14 protein-coding genes are annotated in these 15,305 nt (G+C 74.3%); 5 read left to right on the top strand and 9 right to left on the bottom strand.

The genetic code is table 11. The features are described 5' to 3' along the window. Window positions 1–136: 136 nt before the first annotated feature. The 4 genes from ACFPCY_RS09615 to ACFPCY_RS09600 all read left to right on the top strand — a co-directional run bounded on the left by ACFPCY_RS09615 (window position 137) and on the right by ACFPCY_RS09600 (window position 3,760). Window positions 137–1,249, top strand: a complete 1,113-nt coding sequence (locus ACFPCY_RS09615; RefSeq protein ID WP_378253435.1) for a LacI family DNA-binding transcriptional regulator — start codon at window positions 137–139, stop codon at window positions 1,247–1,249. A 101-nt stretch (window positions 1,250–1,350) separates the two neighbouring features. After that, entirely contained in the window at window positions 1,351–1,791 is a 441-nt protein-coding gene (locus ACFPCY_RS09610) for an Lrp/AsnC family transcriptional regulator (RefSeq protein ID WP_378253434.1), read from the top strand. Window positions 1,792–1,907: 116 nt separating this feature from the next. Beyond that, complete coding sequence (locus ACFPCY_RS09605) at window positions 1,908–2,858, top strand: NAD-dependent epimerase/dehydratase family protein (protein ID WP_378253432.1); 951 nt, start codon at window positions 1,908–1,910, stop codon at window positions 2,856–2,858. 44 nt (window positions 2,859–2,902) lie between these two features. Next, window positions 2,903–3,760, top strand: coding sequence for an RNA polymerase sigma-70 factor (locus ACFPCY_RS09600; protein ID WP_378253431.1), 858 nt, complete (start codon window positions 2,903–2,905; stop codon window positions 3,758–3,760). A gap of 18 nt (window positions 3,761–3,778) precedes the next feature. Here the strand turns inward: ACFPCY_RS09600 and ACFPCY_RS09595 are convergent, their stop codons facing one another. Continuing rightward, complete coding sequence (locus ACFPCY_RS09595) at window positions 3,779–4,693, bottom strand: TIGR03619 family F420-dependent LLM class oxidoreductase (RefSeq protein WP_378253429.1); 915 nt, start codon at window positions 4,691–4,693, stop codon at window positions 3,779–3,781. Window positions 4,694–5,018: 325 nt separating this feature from the next. Here ACFPCY_RS09595 and trhA point away from each other — a divergent pair, with 325 nt between their 5' ends. Further along, on the top strand, window positions 5,019–5,687 hold the full coding sequence (gene trhA / locus ACFPCY_RS09590) for a PAQR family membrane homeostasis protein TrhA (protein ID WP_378253428.1): 669 nt from the start codon (window positions 5,019–5,021) through the stop codon (window positions 5,685–5,687). A gap of 57 nt (window positions 5,688–5,744) precedes the next feature. Here trhA and ACFPCY_RS09585 read toward each other — a convergent pair whose 3' ends face one another. The 8 genes from ACFPCY_RS09585 to ACFPCY_RS09550 all read right to left on the bottom strand — a co-directional run bounded on the left by ACFPCY_RS09585 (window position 5,745) and on the right by ACFPCY_RS09550 (window position 15,223). After that, window positions 5,745–6,284: a DUF1707 domain-containing protein gene (locus ACFPCY_RS09585; protein WP_378253426.1), complete on the bottom strand. Its 540-nt coding sequence runs from the start codon at window positions 6,282–6,284 to the stop codon at window positions 5,745–5,747. A 135-nt stretch (window positions 6,285–6,419) separates the two neighbouring features. Beyond that, entirely contained in the window at window positions 6,420–7,505 is a 1,086-nt protein-coding gene (locus ACFPCY_RS09580; RefSeq protein ID WP_378253424.1) for an N-acetylglucosamine kinase, read from the bottom strand. Further along, on the bottom strand, window positions 7,502–8,797 hold the full coding sequence (locus ACFPCY_RS09575) for a family 4 glycosyl hydrolase (protein ID WP_378253423.1): 1,296 nt from the start codon (window positions 8,795–8,797) through the stop codon (window positions 7,502–7,504). The genes ACFPCY_RS09580 and ACFPCY_RS09575 overlap by 4 nt, the downstream gene beginning before the upstream one ends. 42 nt (window positions 8,798–8,839) lie before the next feature. After that, the gene (locus ACFPCY_RS09570; protein WP_378253421.1) at window positions 8,840–9,730 is read right to left on the bottom strand and encodes a carbohydrate ABC transporter permease; all 891 of its coding nucleotides are present in this window, start codon (window positions 9,728–9,730) and stop codon (window positions 8,840–8,842) included. Then, window positions 9,727–10,689, bottom strand: coding sequence for a carbohydrate ABC transporter permease (locus tag ACFPCY_RS09565; protein ID WP_378253419.1), 963 nt, complete (start codon window positions 10,687–10,689; stop codon window positions 9,727–9,729). The genes ACFPCY_RS09570 and ACFPCY_RS09565 overlap by 4 nt, the downstream gene beginning before the upstream one ends. A gap of 2 nt (window positions 10,690–10,691) precedes the next feature. Then, window positions 10,692–12,029 (bottom strand): ABC transporter substrate-binding protein, encoded by a 1,338-nt coding sequence (locus tag ACFPCY_RS09560; RefSeq protein ID WP_378253417.1) that lies wholly within the window; start codon window positions 12,027–12,029, stop codon window positions 10,692–10,694. 99 nt (window positions 12,030–12,128) lie between these two features. Beyond that, window positions 12,129–13,364 carry an ROK family transcriptional regulator gene (locus ACFPCY_RS09555; protein WP_378253415.1) on the bottom strand — a complete coding sequence of 412 codons (1,236 nt, stop codon included), beginning with the start codon at window positions 13,362–13,364 and terminating at the stop codon, window positions 12,129–12,131. A 266-nt stretch (window positions 13,365–13,630) separates the two neighbouring features. After that, the gene (locus ACFPCY_RS09550; RefSeq protein ID WP_378253413.1) at window positions 13,631–15,223 is read right to left on the bottom strand and encodes a S8/S53 family peptidase; all 1,593 of its coding nucleotides are present in this window, start codon (window positions 15,221–15,223) and stop codon (window positions 13,631–13,633) included. Window positions 15,224–15,305: the final 82 nt, after the last annotated feature.

Below are 15,305 nucleotides of genomic sequence, written 5' to 3'. Positions count from 1 at the left end.
AAACGTTTCCAGTGACCCGTGGCCACCTGCGGTTTCATTGGTGAAACGGGATTCAACATCATGGAAACGTTTCCAGAAAAGGGTCGTTCATGGCAGCATGGGGCGAGCCGGGCGAGCGGGCGGCGAAGGGGGCGCGGTGGCGGCGACGATCAAGGACGTGGCGGCGGCGGCCGGGGTGGGCATCGCGACCGTCTCGCGCGTCTTCTCCGGCGCGGGCGCGGTGAGCGCGGCCACCCGCGAGCGCGTGCTGGCCGCCGCGCGCGACCTCGACTACCGGCCGAGCGCGGTCGGCCGCAGCCTCAAGACCCGCCGCACCGGCGGCCTCGGCCTGGCCGTCCCGGACGTGACGGACCCGTTCTGCGCCGAGCTCGTCGCCGGCGTCCTCGACTGCGCCCGCACGCTCGGCCAGCACGTCCTGCTCGACGCCACGCGCGGCGACCCCGCCCGCGAGGCCGAGATCGCCGACCGGTTCGCCGAGCAGCGCGTGGACGGCGTGATCGCGCTGCCGTCCGGCACCGGCGACCCGTGGGCCGGGTTCGTCCGGACCGGCGTGCCGCTCGTCTACGTCGGACGCCCGCCGTCCGCGCGGTCGGGACGCCGCCGGAGCGGAACCGGCGGCGCGGCGTCCGGCGCACTGTCCGGCGCAGCGTCCGGCGCAGCGTCCGGTGCGGTGCCGGGGGAGGTGCCCGCCGTGCTGGCCGACGACGCGGCCGGGATCCGGTCGGCCGCCGAGTACCTCGTCGGCCTGGGCCACCGCCGGATCGGGTTCCTCGGCGCGCCCGCGCCCGGAGCGCCGCCGGACGCCCGCGAGGACGCCTTCCGCGCCGCGCTCGCCGCCCTCGGCGTCCCGGTCGAGGAGGACCTCGTCGCGCGCGCCCGGCCGACCCGCGACAGCGCCTACGCGGCGGCGGCCGGGCTGCTCCAGCGCCGCTCCGACCTGACCGCCGTGCTCGCCTCCGGCAACCTGTCGGGGGAGGCCGCCGTGCTGGTCGCGCGCGAGCTGGACCTGCGCGTCCCGGCCGACCTGTCCATCGCGATGGTGGACGACGTCGCCTGGGCCGAGCTGTGCGACCCGCCGCTGACCGCCGTCGCCCGCCCCGGCCGCGACATCGGGTACCGCGCCTGCGAGCTGGCCGCCCGCGACACCGGCCGCCGCGCCCCGTCCGGCCCGGTGCTGCTGCCGACCGACCTGATCGTCCGGGGCTCCTGCGCGCCGATCCCGTCCCGCCGCGAGCGCGCCCGCCACTGACGGGGCGCGGGCCCCGGCGTGGAACGTTCCGAGAGGTCGGCGGGGCACCACGCTGGGGGTTCCGGATCGCGCGGGGGGCGCGGGCGCGCTAGATTCTTCAGGTGGAGGAGATCGATCGCCAGATCCTCGGGCTGCTGGCCGGCGACGGCCGGATGAGCTTCACCGACCTGGCCAAGGAGACCGGGCTCTCGGTGTCGGCGGTGCACCAGCGGGTGCGCCGGCTGCAGCGCCGCGGAGCCATCCGGAGGTTCACCGTCCAGCTCGACCACGAGCAGGCCGGGCTGCCGATGACCGCGTTCGTCTCCATCAAGCCGATCGACCCCTCGGCCCCGGACGACGCGCCCGAGCGGCTGTCCCACCTGACCGCGATCGAGGCGTGCCACTCGGTGGCGGGCGACGAGAGCTACATCCTCAAGGTGCGGGTGGCCTCGCCGAACGAGCTGGAGGACCTCCTCCAGAAGATCCGCGCCGCCGCGAACGTCGCGACCCGGACGACCGTCGTGCTCAGCACCCCCTGGGAGGGCCGCCACCCCGCTCTCTGAACGGTGTGACGCGCGTCACGCCCGTCGCTGTCACATCGGGTCGGGGTCGCTCGTCCTGTTGCCGTCATCGCCCATCGCCCCGGCCCGAGGCCGGGGCGGACGCAACAGGAGCCATCATGCGAGTTCTGGTCGCCGGAGCCACCGGAGTCATCGGCAACCGGCTGGTCCCGATGCTGGACGCCGCCGGACACGACGTCATCGGGCTGGCCCGCTCCGCCGGGAGCGCCCGTCCGCTGCGGGACGCGGGCGCGGAGGTCGCCCTGGCGGACGCCCTCGACCGCGACGGCCTGATCCGGGCCGTCCGGGACGCGCGTCCCGACGCCGTGGTGAACATGCTCACCGCGATCCCCGCCGAGCTGAACCCCCGCCGGCTGGCCGCCGACTTCGCGCTGACCAACCGGCTGCGCACCGAGGGCGCCCGCAACCTCGCCGACGCCGCCCGCGCCGCCGGGGCGGACCGCCTCGTCGCGCAGGGCCTCGCCTACGCCTACCAGCCCGGCGAGGGAGCGGCCGACGAGGACGCGCCGCTCTGGGAAGACCACACGCCCCGCCAGTTCGCGCCGGTGCTCGGCGCGCTGCGCGAGCTGGAGCGCACCACCCTGGACGCGGGCGGGCTCGTCCTGCGCCTGGGCCACCTGTACGGTCCGGGTTCGGCCTTCGCCCCGGACGGCTCCCTCGTCCGGCAGGTGCGGGCGGGCAAGCTGCCGGTCGTCGGCGGCGGGACGGCCGTGTTCTCCTTCACCCACGCCGACGACGTGGCGGCGGCGGTCGCGGCGTCCCTCGACCGGGACGTCAGCGGCGTGCTGAACATCGTGGACGACGACCCCGCGCCGGTCCGCGAGTGGCTGCCCGAGGTCGCCCGGATCCTGGGCGCGCCCGAGCCGAAGCGCGCTCCGGCGGCGCTGGCGAGGCTCGCCGTGGGCGGCTGGGGCGTCGCCTACATGACCCGGCTGCGCGGCGCCGACAACGCGCGCGCCCGCCTGCGGCTGAACTGGCGCCCCCGGCACCCGTCCTGGCGCGACGGCCTCGCCGCCGAGCTGGCCGGACCCGCGTCCCCGGCCGCGTGACGCCGCCCTCTACACTCGCGACGATCCGGGAAGGGGACACGCGCATGCCGGACGAGACCGAGGTGTTCGAGCGGTACCGCCCGCTGCTCATCGGGCTCGCCTACCGCCTGCTGGGCAGCATGTGGGACGCCGAGGACGCCGTGCAGGAGGCGTACCTGCGCTGGACGGGCGCCGACACCGCGGGTGTCGAGGAGCCGCGGGCGTGGCTCATCACCGTCGTGTCGCGGCTCGCGCTCGACCAGCTCAAGTCGGCCCGCGTCACGCGCGAGGCCTACGTCGGCCCCTGGCTGCCCGAGCCGGTCGCGGCGGCCGACCTCGGCCCGCTCGACACCGCCGAGCTCCGCGACACCCTGTCCTACGCCACCCTGCACATGATGGAGCGGCTGAGCCCGCCCGAGCGGGCCGTGTTCGTCCTGCGCGAGGCGTTCGAGCTGCCGTACGGCGACATCGCGCGGATCATCGGCGTGCCGGCGGCGTCCTGCCGCCAGCACCACCGCCGCGCGCGGGCCCGGCTGGCGGACGGCAGCGACCGGTTCGAGCCGTCCGGCGCCGACCACGCCGCGCTGGTCGGCCGCTTCCTCGACGCGGCCCGCGGCGGCGACCTGGCCACGCTGGGGGACCTGCTGGCCGAGGACGTCACGGCGTGGAACGACGGCGGCGGCAAGGTCCGCGCCGCGCTGCGGCCCGTCACCGGCCGCGACGCCGTGCTGGCCTTCGTCGGCGGGCTGCTGTCCCGGTACCCGTTCGACGACGTGCGGCCGATCGAGGTCAACGGCGGCCCCGCGATCGCGGCGACGATGGGCGGGCAGCGCCAGGTCGTCGCGTTCGACGTCCGCGGGGGCCGCATCCACGGGATCTACGCCGTGCTCAACCCCGACAAGCTCACCCGGATCGCCGCGTGACCCGGCGGCCCGGGCCGGTCAGGCGCCGGGCGCGAACGCCTCCAGGGCCTCGCGCGCCCGGTCCATGGACGCGTCCGGGTCGGCGTCCGGGCCGGTCAGCTCGGCGTCGAAGTTGAGATCGACGAACAGCTCGGTGACGCCCTGCGCGGCGAGCGAACCGACGTCGTCCAGGACCTGGGCGAGCGTGCCGGTGAGCGGCGGACGGTCCGGGTCCGCCGCGCCGTCCGGGCGGATGCGCACCGCGCCCCGGCACACGAACCGCAGCTCGCCGGGGTCGCGGCCGGCCTTCTCGGCGGCCTCGCGGACGATCCCGACCGACCGGCCGAGCGCGGCGAGGTCGGCGCGGCTGGAGCTGACCCAGCCCGCGGCGAGCCGTCCGGCGCGGCGCAGCGCGGGCTCGGCGGTGCCGCCGAGCAGGATCGGCGGCTCGGGCGACTGGACGGGCTTGGGCTCCATGACGACCGGCGGGAAGTCGTAGAACTCGCCGTGGAACTCGCTGACCTCGTCCCGCCAGAGGGCGCGCAGCGCCGCGAGGTACTCCTCGGCGCGGGCGCCGCGCCGGGCCATGGAGGTTCCGGCGGCGGCGAACTCGGCGGGCATCCAGCCGGTGCCGAGGCCGAGGTCGAGGCGTCCACCGGAGACGTGGTCGAGGGTGGTGGCCTGCTTGGCGAGCACGGCCGGGGCGACGAACGGCATGTTGACGATCGCGACGCCGAGCCGGATCCGCCGCGTCAGCGCGGCCAGGTAGGAGAGCGTGATCAGCGGGTCGGGGACGTTGCGGTAGGTGAGGTCGGGGGAATCGGCGGGGTTGAGCAGCCGCTGGAGCGTCCAGATCGAGTGGTAGCCGAGCTCCTCGGCGCGGCGCGCGACCTCCGCCTGGTTGGCGGGGGTGGCCCACGCTCCGGAAATCGGTATCGCGAACCCGATCCGCATGGCGTTCTCCTCCTCGTTCCGGACGGCCCCGGACGGCCGTCCCGGACCGAACCTTACAACGTCAAGGCGCGCGGCGCGGAGCCCGCATCCTCGTGGCGGGGAGTCGGCACCCCTAACCCGCGCGCGCCCACCCCGAACGTCGCGCGAGCCTTACCCGAGATTCATTCCGATGTGCCACGATTCACTCGTAGACGTCCTGCGAGGGAAACCTACGGTGGCGTAAGTTGTGAACCTACGGTGCCGTAACCAGGGTGCCGTGACGAGAACGCGGGCACGCCCGCCGGGCCTTCCGGCGCGCGGCCCGGACGCCGAGGGGGAGGGTGCGATGCGTCGAGCGGCCGAGATCGCCGAGGCGGTCAAGCCGAAACTGCGCGGATGGCTGCACGCGGGAACGTTTCCGCTGGCCCTGCTGGCGGGGATCGCGCTGGTGGCGCTCGGTCCCACGCTGCCGGCCCGAGTGTGCGCGGCCGTCTACACGCTGACCTCGACGCTGCTGTTCGGCGTGTCCGCCGCCTACCACCGGGGCCGCTGGTCCACCCGCGTGCAGGACGTGCTGCGCCGGTTCGACCACGCGAACATCTACCTGATCATCGCGGGCACCTACACGCCGTTCGCCTACCTGATCCTGCACGGCGCGGTCCGCGCGCTGGTGCTGTCGGTCGTGTGGGCCGGGGCGCTGGCGGGCGTGCTGTTCCGGGTGCTCTGGGTGCGCGCCCCGCGCTGGCTCTACACCGCGCTCTACATCGGCCTCGGCTGGGTCGCCGCGTTCTTCGTGCCGCAGTTCATCGAGGGCACCGGCGTGGTGGTGGCGGTCCTGGTGGCGCTCGGCGGCGTGCTCTACAGCGTCGGCGGGCTCGTCTACGGGCTGCGCCGTCCGGACCCGTCGCCGCGCTGGTTCGGGTTCCACGAGGTCTTCCACGCCTTCACCGTGGCCGCCTACGTGCTGCAGTACATCGCGGTCTCGTTCGTCGTCTACCGCGCCGGGACGGTCTGAACCTCCGGGTTCGCGTCCGGAAGTCCGCAGCCCGCGCCACGGCGCGGGCTGCGGGGGTCAGGAAACGGCGACGATGAAGTTCAGGTTGCCGAAGCCCAGCTCGTCGCCGGGACGGACGCGCGCGGGCCCGGTGAGCCGCCAGCCGTTGACCCGGGTGCCGTTCATCGAGCCGAGGTCGGACACCATCCACTCGTCCCCGGCGCGGTACAGCTCGGCGTGGAACCGGGACACCGTGAGGTCGGTCAGGACGAACTGGCAGCCGGGCGCGCGGCCGATCACGATGCGGCTGAGGTCGGCGCCCGGAAGGGTGAAGCGCGGCAGCCGCGGCGCCCGCCAGGCCGCCTCGATCCGCGCGGTCACCTGCGACACGGTGGAGACCAGGCCGGTGAGCCGGCCCACCACGCGGCTGGTGGGCGGCAGGTCGCGCACGGCGTCGTCCAGCTCGGTGCGGCTGCGGGCCTGGAGCACCTGCTCGACGCGGCGCTCGAAGGTGTCCTGGGACAGCCGCCCCTCGGCCAGCCGCTCGCCGAGGGCGCGCAGGACCTGGTCGCGGTCCGTGTCGGACGCCCGCACCGGATACGAGGGCTGACCGTCCATGGCTGTGAGTATCCAGGTCCTTTCCTCGACTGTCCAGAAGCGGGCGGGGCACCCCCGATGCGTCCCCGTCCGCGCCCCGCGCCGCCTCCGGTGACCGTTGTGACGCCGCCGGACGGCGCGGGGTTCGGACGGTGATCAACTTTTTTCCGGCGTCCCGCTCCCGTCCGGAACGGGGGATCTCGCGGGGGAGTGCGCCGCGGGCCGCGCGGCGGGCCAGCGCGCCGCGCATTCCGCCCTCAGGCGCTCGCGGGCGTCCTCCACCGGGCCGGAGGAGGCGGTCGAGGGCTCGTCCGCGTCGAGGACGGCCAGGTCGGCGAGGCCGAGCAGCGCCGCGCCGAGGACGGGCGGCGCGTCCGCGACGATCAGCTCGGCGCGGGGCGCGGCCTCGGCGAAGCGCCGCTCGACGCCCGCCATGAGCGGCGGGCGGCGGGCGCTGAGGACGCCGCCGCCGAGCACCACCTCGGTCGGCCGGTCCAGGAGGCCGAGGCGGCGCAGCGCGACGGTGCCGAGCAGCGCGACCTCCTCGGCCTGCCGGTCCACCACCGACAGCGCGACCGGGTCGCCCGCCTCGGCGACGTCCATCAGCACCGGGGTGAGGGACAGGAGCCGGTCGCGGTGGATGTCGCCGACGTGCAGCGCGATCCCGACGTCCATGGCGCTGGCCGCGCCGAAGTGCGCCGCGACGGCGGCGGTGAGCGCGGTCTCCGGGCCGCGCCCGTCCTCGGCCCGGACGGCGTGCCAGAGGGCGGCCTCGCCGAGCGTCCCGCCGCCGCCCCAGTCGCCGGTGTGCGCGCCGAGGGACGGGAAGCTGACGCGCGCGCCGTCCGGGCCGACGCCGACGCAGTTGATGCCGGCGCCGCACACGACCGCGACGCCCCAGCCGCGCCGCGCGCCGGTGTGGAGCAGCGCGAAGGTGTCGTTGCCGACGGTGACGCGGTCGGTCCAGCCGCGGGTGCGGAGCGCCTTGACGAGGGCGCGCTCCTCGTCGGGGAGGTCCACGTTGGCCATGTACGCCGACATGAGCGCGACCGGGGGGCCGCCCGCGTCGGCGAGCGCCCGGTCCACGAGGGCGGCTACGGTGTCCACCGCATGGTCGAAACCGCTTTCGTGGGGCCGGTAGCCGGGACCGCGCACGTGGGCCAGGATCGAGCCGGCGCCGCTCGCGACGAGCACGTCGGTCTTGCTGTTGCCGCCGTCCACCGCGACGAGGGTGCGGCTCACCGGGCCGCCCACGGAAGGTGGTCGCGGTTGGCGGCGACCAGGTCGTCCGCGAGGCGCTCGGCCAAGGCGTGCTGCCCCACGAGCGGGTGGGCGAGCAGGGCCGTCCGGACGCGGTCGACGCCGCCGTGCAGAGCCGCGTCCAGCGCGAGTTCCTCGTACGCGGACACGTGCGCGACGAGCCCGGCGTAAAGGGGCTCGAGGGGCGGGACGGGCAGCGGCAGCGGCCCCTTCGAGGTGATGCGCGCCGGAACTTCGATGACGGACCGGTCCGGCAGAAACGGAAACGTCCCGTTGTTGCGGACGTTCGCCACCTGGACGGCCGGAACGCCGGCGTCCCCGGCATCGCCTTGGGCGGTTCCCGGCCTGCCGAGCAGCGCGGCGAGCAGGTACACGGCGGCTTCGGAGTAGAACGCGCCGCCGCGCTCGGACAGCTGCGCGGGCCGCGTGTCGTTGGCCGGGTCGGCGTACAGGTCGAGCAGCTCGCGCTCGACGGCGGCGACCTGCTCGGCGCGCGGCGTGCCGGTGCGCTGCCGCTCCACGATCCGGTCGTGCTCGTAGTAGTAGCCGAGGTAGTAGGACGGCAGGGTGCCCAGGTGGCGCAGCAGCCCGCCGGGCAGGTTGCTGATCTCCTCCAGCGCGGGCAGGTGGTCCGCCAGCAGCCCGGGCAGGCGGTCGACGCCCCGCACGCGCGCGGACCGGACCCAGGTGAGGTGGTTCAGCCCGGCGTGGCCGAGGTCCACCTCGTCCGGCCGGACGTCCAGCAGGGCGGCGAGCCGCCGCTGGACGTGGATGGCGACGTTGCACAGCCCGACCGCGCGGTGCCCGGCGTCCAGCAGCGCGCGGGTGACGATCCCGACCGGGTTGGTGAAGTCCACGATCCAGGCGTCCGGGGCGTGCTTGGCGATGGTGTCGGCGAGGTCCAGGACGACCGGGACGGTGCGCAGCGCCTTGGCGAGCCCGCCCACGCCGGTCGTCTCCTGCCCGACGCAGCCGCAGGCGAGCGGGAGCGTCTCGTCCACCCGGCGGGCGGCCTGCCCGCCGATCCGCAGCTGCACCACCACCGCGTCCGCGCCCGCGACCCCGGCGGCCGTGTCGGCGGTGGTGACGACGCGGGCGGGGTGCCCGGCGCGGGCCAGCATCCGGCGGGACATCGCGCCGACCGGGACGAGCCGGTCCCCGTCCGGGTCGACCAGGACGAGCTCGGTGACCGGCAGCGCGCCGCGCAGCCGGGCCAGCCCGTCCACCAGTTCGGGGGTGTAGGTGGAGCCGCCCCCGATGACCGTCAGTTTCAACCCTTCACTCCCGTCAGTCTCAACCCTTGACTCCCGTCAGTCTCAACCCTTGACTCCCGTCAGGGTCACGCCCTGCACGAACACCCGCTGGGCGAGGAAGAACACGATGAGCACCGGCAGGATGGTCAGCAGCGTCGCCGCCATCGTCAGGTTCCACTCCACGTGGTGCGCGGCGCGGAACGAGGCGACGCCGACCGCCAGCGTCCAGTGGCTCGGGTTGGCGTACACCAGGGGCCCGAAGTAGTCGTTCCAGCAGTAGAAGAACTGGAACAGCGCGACGGCGGCGATCGCGGGCCGCGCCATCGGCAGCACGACGCGCAGCATCGTCCGCAGCTCGCCGCAGCCGTCCACGCGGGCCGCGTCGGCGTACTCGGCGGGGATGGACACCAGGAACTGCCGGAGCAGGAAGATGGAGAACGCGTCGCCGAACAGGTTCGGCAGCATCAGCGGCCACAGCGTCCCGGTGAGGTGGAACCGGGACCAGACGATGTACAGCGGGACCATCGTCACCTGCGGCGGCAGCATCATCGTCGCGATGACGATGACGAGCGCGGCCGAGCGGCCCCGGAACCGGAACCGGGCGAGCGCGTAGGCGACCGGGATGCTGGACGCCAGCACGAACGCGGTGGACAGCCCCGCGTACAGGACGCTGTTGAGCGTCCAGCGGACCATGTCGCCGCTGAACGCGCGCCGGAAGTTGGCCCAGTGCCAGGTGTGCGGCCAGAACGAGCTGGTGAGCGCCTGCTCGTCCGTCATCACCGCGGTGAGCAGCATGAACGCCAGCGGCGCGAGGAACATCACGGCGAGCGCGATCGCCAGCGAGTGGACGGCGATCCAGTACAGCGTCCGGCGGGTGCGGTTCGCGCGGACGCGCCGCTGGTCGCGGCGGGGCGCGGGGCGCGTCCCGGCGGCGGGTGCGGTGGCGGTGGTCACCGGGCCTCCTCGCTGGCGAAGGCGCGGAACCGGCGCAGCAGGAACAGCGTGAACAGCATCCCGACGGCGAACATCACCAGCGCGAGCACGCACGCGTATCCCATGTTGAACTGCCGGAAGCCCTCGTCGTAGAGCCATTGGGGGAAGGTCAGCGTGGACCCGTCCGGGTAGCCGGGCGCGAACTGCGTCCCGGCGGTGTCGGCCTGCCCGGACGCGACCTTCGCCGCGACCAGCGCCTGCGTGAAGTACTGGAGCGTCTGGATGACGCCGGTGACGGCGCAGAACGCGAGCACGGGCGAGATCGACGGCAGGGTCACGTACCGGAACCGCTGCCAGGCGTTCGCGCCGTCCAGCACGGCCGCCTCGTACAGCGAGCGCGGGACGTCCAGCAGCGCGGCCAGCAGCAGGATCATCAGGTCGCCGACCGCCCACAGCCCCATGAGCGTCAGCCCCGGACGCGACCAGGACGGGTCGTTGAAGAAGTCCGGCAGCGAGAACCCCAGGTGCCGGGCGATCGCGGGGAACGGCCCGGTGCCCGGGTTGGTGACGAACACGAACGCGACCGTCGCCGACACCGGCGGGATCAGGTACGGCAGGTAGAACACCGACCGCAGCACGCTCCCGCCTCGCTTGACCTGGGTGAGCAGCAGCGCGATGCCGAGGCCGAACAGCAGCCGCAGCGGCACCATCACGGCGACGAGCCACAGCGTGTTCCTCATCGCGCGCCAGGCGTCGGAGTCGTGCAGCAGGAACCGGTAGTTGTCGAACCCGACGTACTTCAGGGTGAACAGGTCGTAGCGGGTGAAGGAGAAGTAGACGGTCGCGGCGAGCGGGTAGCCGAAGAACAGTCCGAGGCCGACCAGCCAGGGGGACAGGAACGCCAGCACGCGCAGCCGGTTGCGGCGGCGCGCCCGCGACCCCGTCCCCGGGGCGGCCCTCGGCGCGGTGAGCGCGGTCATGCTCAGCCGCCGTTCAGCTTGATCGCCTGGTCCACCCGCGTGTCCAGGTCCTTCAGCGCCCTGTCGAGGTCGGGGACCCGTCCCGGCTCCCACTGGTCCTGGGTGAACGCCTGGAACTTCACCACGTAGTCGTTGCCGTTGGGCGTCGGCGGCGTGGTCGCGCTGTTGGGGTTCTTGAACACGTCCAGGAACGTCTGGAACTGCGGCGGCATCTTCAGCTCGGGCGACGCGAGCGCGGGCAGCGTGCTCGGGACGTTGCCGAGGCCGTTGGCGAAGGTGACCAGCGCGTGCGTGTCGGTGGTCAGGTACTTCACGAACTCCCAGGCGGCCTGCGGGTGCTTGGCGCCGCGCGGGATCCCGATGACGGTGCCGGTGACGAACCCGCCGCCGTAGCGGGCGGTCTGGTCGTCGGGGACGGGCGCGGGCGCGGTGCCGTAGTCGACCTTGGGCGCCTCGTCCTGCAGGAACTTGGTGCGCCACTCGCCGTCGACCGCCATGGCGACCCGTCCCTGCTCGAACGGGTTGGACGTCTCGAACTCCTGCCCGAGCGACTTCAGGAACTTCTTCACGTTCGCGTAGCCGTACCAGTCGATGAGGCTCTTGTTCCACTGGAGGTAGGCCTTGAAGGCGGGGTCGGCGGCGAAGTTCGACCTCCCGTCCGGGGTGAGCCACTTGGCGCCGAACTCGGTCGCCAGGTGCTGCACCTGGTGCTCGTAGTACTGCGCGGACGGCATGAACCCGGCGACCTTGATCGTCCCGTCCGGGTCGCGGACGGTCAGCTTCTTGGCCAGGGCGGTCAGCTCGCCGATCGTCTTCGGGGGCTGGTTCCCCTTCATCAGCGCCTTGTTGTAGTACAGGCCGTAGGCGTCGGCGAGCAGCGGCATCGCGCAGCGCCGTCCCTTGTACTCGGTGTACTGCCGGACGGCCTGCGGGAACATGTTCAGGTCGACCTTGGACTTGGTGAGGTAGGGCGTGAGGTCCTGCCACGCGCCGGAGTTGCACCACGAGCCGACCGAGTCGGTGGAGAACGACGACACCACGTCCGGCGGGTTCCCGCCGCGGATCGCGTTGGTGATGCGGTCGTCGGTCTGGTCCTTGACGAGCTTGACGGTGATGTTCGGGTGCAGCTTGCGGAACCCGGCGACGGCGTCGTCGAACGCCTTCACCTCGTGGTCGGCCGACCAGCCGTGCCACACCTCGATGGTCTGCCTGGCGTCGGCCTTCGGGCCGGAGTCGGCGCCGCCGGAGCTCCCGGCGGTGCAGGCGGAGGCGAGCAGCAGCCCGGATGCGGCGAGTCCCGCCGCGGACAGGCGCCGGGCGCGCCGGGGGGTGAGGAACACTCCTGATCTCCTTCGGGGAGGACGGCCGGACGGCCGCCGGGGGGTGGGGGAGGAGTGGCCCGGGCGCGCGGCCCGGGAGGACGGGAGGACGGCCGCGGGTCAGCCGGCCGCGGACCGGATGCGGAAGAACACCTCCTCCCGGCAACCGCGCAGCGCCTGCTCCAGCGCCCCGGCGAGGACGACGTTGCCCGCGATCGCGCTGAGGCGGACCGGCGGGCGCGGGATGGTCATGCTGTGCAGCTCCCGTTCGACCAGCTCGCGGAGCACCTCGCCCCCCGCGCGCGGCACCTCGCCGGTCAGCACGATCAGCTCGGGGTCGAGGATGCCGACCACGTTCGCCAGGGTCGCCGCGAGCCGTTCCGCGAGCTCTCCGAGCGCCGCCGCGGCCGCCTCCCGGCGGTCGGAGGGGTGGTCGGCTTCGAGGGCGCCGGTGGCGCGGGTGAGGGCGGTGCGCAGGTCGCGGCCCTGGAAGCCGTGGCGGCGCAGCAGCGCCAGGACGGCGGAGCTGCCGATCCGGGTCTGGACGCCGCCGGTGTGCGCCAGCCGCGCGCCGCGCACCAGCGGCGCGCCGACGGCGGGCATGTAGCCGATCTCGCCGGCGCCGCCGGTCGCGCCGCGGTGCGGACGGCCGTCCAGGACCACGGCCATGCCGACGCCGTCGCCGACCCACAGCAGCGCGAAGTCGCGGACGTCGGCGGCCTGCCCGGACGTCATCTCGGCGAGCGCGCCGAGGTTCACGTCGTTCTCGATCTCCACCGGCAGGCCGAGCCCGGCGGCCAGGTGCCCGGTGATGCCGGGGACGTGCCAGCCGGGCAGGTGCGCGGCGTAGCCGACGCGCCCGGTCGCGGGGTTCACCGCGCCGGGGATGCCGACGACGACCCGGTTCAGCCGGTCGCGGGTGAGGCCCGCCGCCTCGGCGGCGCCGTCCACGGCGGCGGCGGCGCGGGCGGCGGCGTCCACGTTCGCGCGGCCGGGCGTCGCCAGCACGTGCTCGCCGACGACCGCGCCGGTGAGGTCGGCGACGGCGGCGACGATCCGGCGGGGCGTGACGTCCAGCCCGACGACGTGCGCGGCGGACGGGACGATCCGGTACAGCTCGGCGGTGCGGCCGGGGGCGCCCTCGCGCACGCCGTCCCGCATGACCAGGCCGGTCTCCTCCAGCCGGGCGAGCAGCTGCGACGCGGTCGGCTTGGAGATCCCGGTGAGCCGGGAGAGCTCGGGACGGGTGAGCGAGCCGTGCGCCATGAGCGCCTCCAGCGCCGCGCGGTCGTTGATGGCGCGCAGCAGGCTCGGAGTCCCCGGCGTGGGTGCGGACGCGTCGGACGGAACGGACATTGCCCCGGCCCTCTCTGAGTTAGGAAACTTTCCTAACGTGGCCATGAAAGTAAGGACTCCTACCGAACCCGTCAACCCCCCGACACCGATTCGTTGCCCGGCTTTCGTCCCGCACCAAGCGAAAAGCCCCGCCGGCGCCCACCGCCGAGAGGGGAGGCGGCAGGTGGCAGGGCTGAGCGGCAGGTGCGGGGCTGAGAAGACGGAAGGCGGCGGGCCGGGGGAGGCGGTGGGGCGCGCGGTGCGGCGGACGCCCCGTGCCTCGTGCGTCAGAAGCGTCCGCTGACCGTGATGAGCATGCTCGTCAGGTCCACCGAGTGCCGGCCCGGGCGGAGCCTGCCCGCGTCGATCGTCGTGGTGACGTCGCCGTTGCCGTCAGCGGTGAGCCTGCCCGCCGCGCGACGGTCGATCGTGAGGGCGACCGGGTGCCCGGGAAGGAACCCGGTCGCGGTGAGCGTGACCTTGGTCCCGTGGCGGGTGAAGCGGACCGCCCGCTCCAGCGCCGTCAGCTCGCGCCGCGCCTGGCGTCGCGCGTCGCGGGTCTCCGCGCCCTGGCGGACGCGCCGGACGAGACTCGGGACGAACGTCGCCGCGTCGAGGGTGCCCCAGCCGCTGGCGCGGTCGAAGCCCGGCGCGGCGCTGAACCCGGGGATCACCGTGCCGTTCTTGGCGTGCAGGGTGTTGTCGCCCGTGACGACGTCGGCGATCCCGGCCTTCGCGCCGCTCCGCCCGAGCGCGTACAGCGCCGGGTTGATCGGGCCGAGCGGACCGTGGTTGAGCTGGGTGGCCAGGGCGAGCACGCCCGCGAGCGTCGGGGCCGACTCGGAGGTGCCGTGCTGGCCGTCCATGGTGAGGTCGGGGATCCACCGCATCGGGCTCCTGGTGGCCGACGCGACCGCGTCCTGGAAGGCGGGACGCTTGTAGACCTTGGAGAAGCCCGCGCCCTCGGTGTAGCCCTTGACGTTCCAGACCGGGTCGGGTCCGGCCTTCCTCCCGGTCGCGTCCATGTTCGGCACCGAGCCGCCGACGGCGGTGACCCAGGGCGAGTCGTCCCAGGTCGCCGAGTCGGGCGTGGTGGAGGTGTTCCCGCACTGCGCGGCGGCGACCGGCAGGTTCTGCACCACGCCGCAGTCGCCGGTCGCGCCGAGGAGCGGCACGCCGGCCGCCGCCGCCCGCAGCTCGCCCGGGTCCTGCGCCCGGATCTCCCGGACGCCGTGGCTGTAGCTGCTCTCGCCGTTGCCGTCGCTGACCGACATGACGTCGGCGAGGTGGTGGCCGCTCAGATATCCGGCCGCCTTGATGATCTCCGGCATCGCGACCTGGCTGGCGTCGTCGTCCTCGATCTCGGTGTCGGCGGGCGTCGCCGAGATGACGATCCGCGCGTACGGCGCCATGAGGTGCGCGGCGAGCACGTCCAGCTCCAGTTCGCCCTGCCAGGCGTCGCAGGAGCCGTAGCTGCCGAGCTTCACCATGCCGGGCGGGCACTGCGCGGGCAGCCTCCCGGCCGGGTAGACGGTCTTGATCTGCGGGTCGGGCAGGCCGTACTTCGCGTCGAAGTCGTGGACGACCTTGCCGATGTTCGGGTCCTCCCAGCCTTCGAGGAGGCCGATGGACGTCCCGGTGCCGTCGATGCCGCGCTTCCACAGCTGATCGACGCGGTAGTCGAAGACGTCCTGCGGTCCCGGCGTGTCGTGCGCGAACCGGGCGTAGTTCGCCCGCATGTTCGCGAGGGCCGCCAGGAGCACCTTCGTCCGGTGCGGGGGAGGCGGCGCGTCGGCGCGGGCGGGAGCCGCGGCGAACAGGGACGCGCCGAGGAGGGTCGCCGCCGCCGAGGCGGCGACCGGGCGCTGTGCTCTTCTCATGCTCCTCCTTTGGAGCGGATCGGTCGGAGGGCGAGGTGATCACCCGACCGCCCATGCTGCGGGCGCGGTCACGGAGCGCACA

It is taken from the genome of Actinomadura gamaensis, assembly GCF_042652125.1.
Classification (GTDB): domain Bacteria; phylum Actinomycetota; class Actinomycetes; order Streptosporangiales; family Streptosporangiaceae; genus Spirillospora; species Spirillospora gamaensis.
This window is presented reverse-complemented; position numbering and strand designations above follow the sequence as displayed.

Coding starts and splice junctions, on each gene's coding strand:
- ACFPCY_RS09565 (WP_378253419.1), bottom strand. CDS start 10,689: ATGACCGCGCTCACCGCGCCGAGGGCCGCCCCGGGGACGGGGTCGCGG.
- ACFPCY_RS09585 (WP_378253426.1), bottom strand. CDS start 6,284: ATGGACGGTCAGCCCTCGTATCCGGTGCGGGCGTCCGACACGGACCGC.
- ACFPCY_RS09600 (WP_378253431.1), top strand. CDS start 2,903: ATGCCGGACGAGACCGAGGTGTTCGAGCGGTACCGCCCGCTGCTCATC.
- ACFPCY_RS09605 (WP_378253432.1), top strand. CDS start 1,908: ATGCGAGTTCTGGTCGCCGGAGCCACCGGAGTCATCGGCAACCGGCTG.
- ACFPCY_RS09595 (WP_378253429.1), bottom strand. CDS start 4,693: ATGCGGATCGGGTTCGCGATACCGATTTCCGGAGCGTGGGCCACCCCC.
- ACFPCY_RS09555 (WP_378253415.1), bottom strand. CDS start 13,364: ATGTCCGTTCCGTCCGACGCGTCCGCACCCACGCCGGGGACTCCGAGC.
- trhA (WP_378253428.1), top strand. CDS start 5,019: ATGCGTCGAGCGGCCGAGATCGCCGAGGCGGTCAAGCCGAAACTGCGC.
- ACFPCY_RS09550 (WP_378253413.1), bottom strand. CDS start 15,223: ATGAGAAGAGCACAGCGCCCGGTCGCCGCCTCGGCGGCGGCGACCCTC.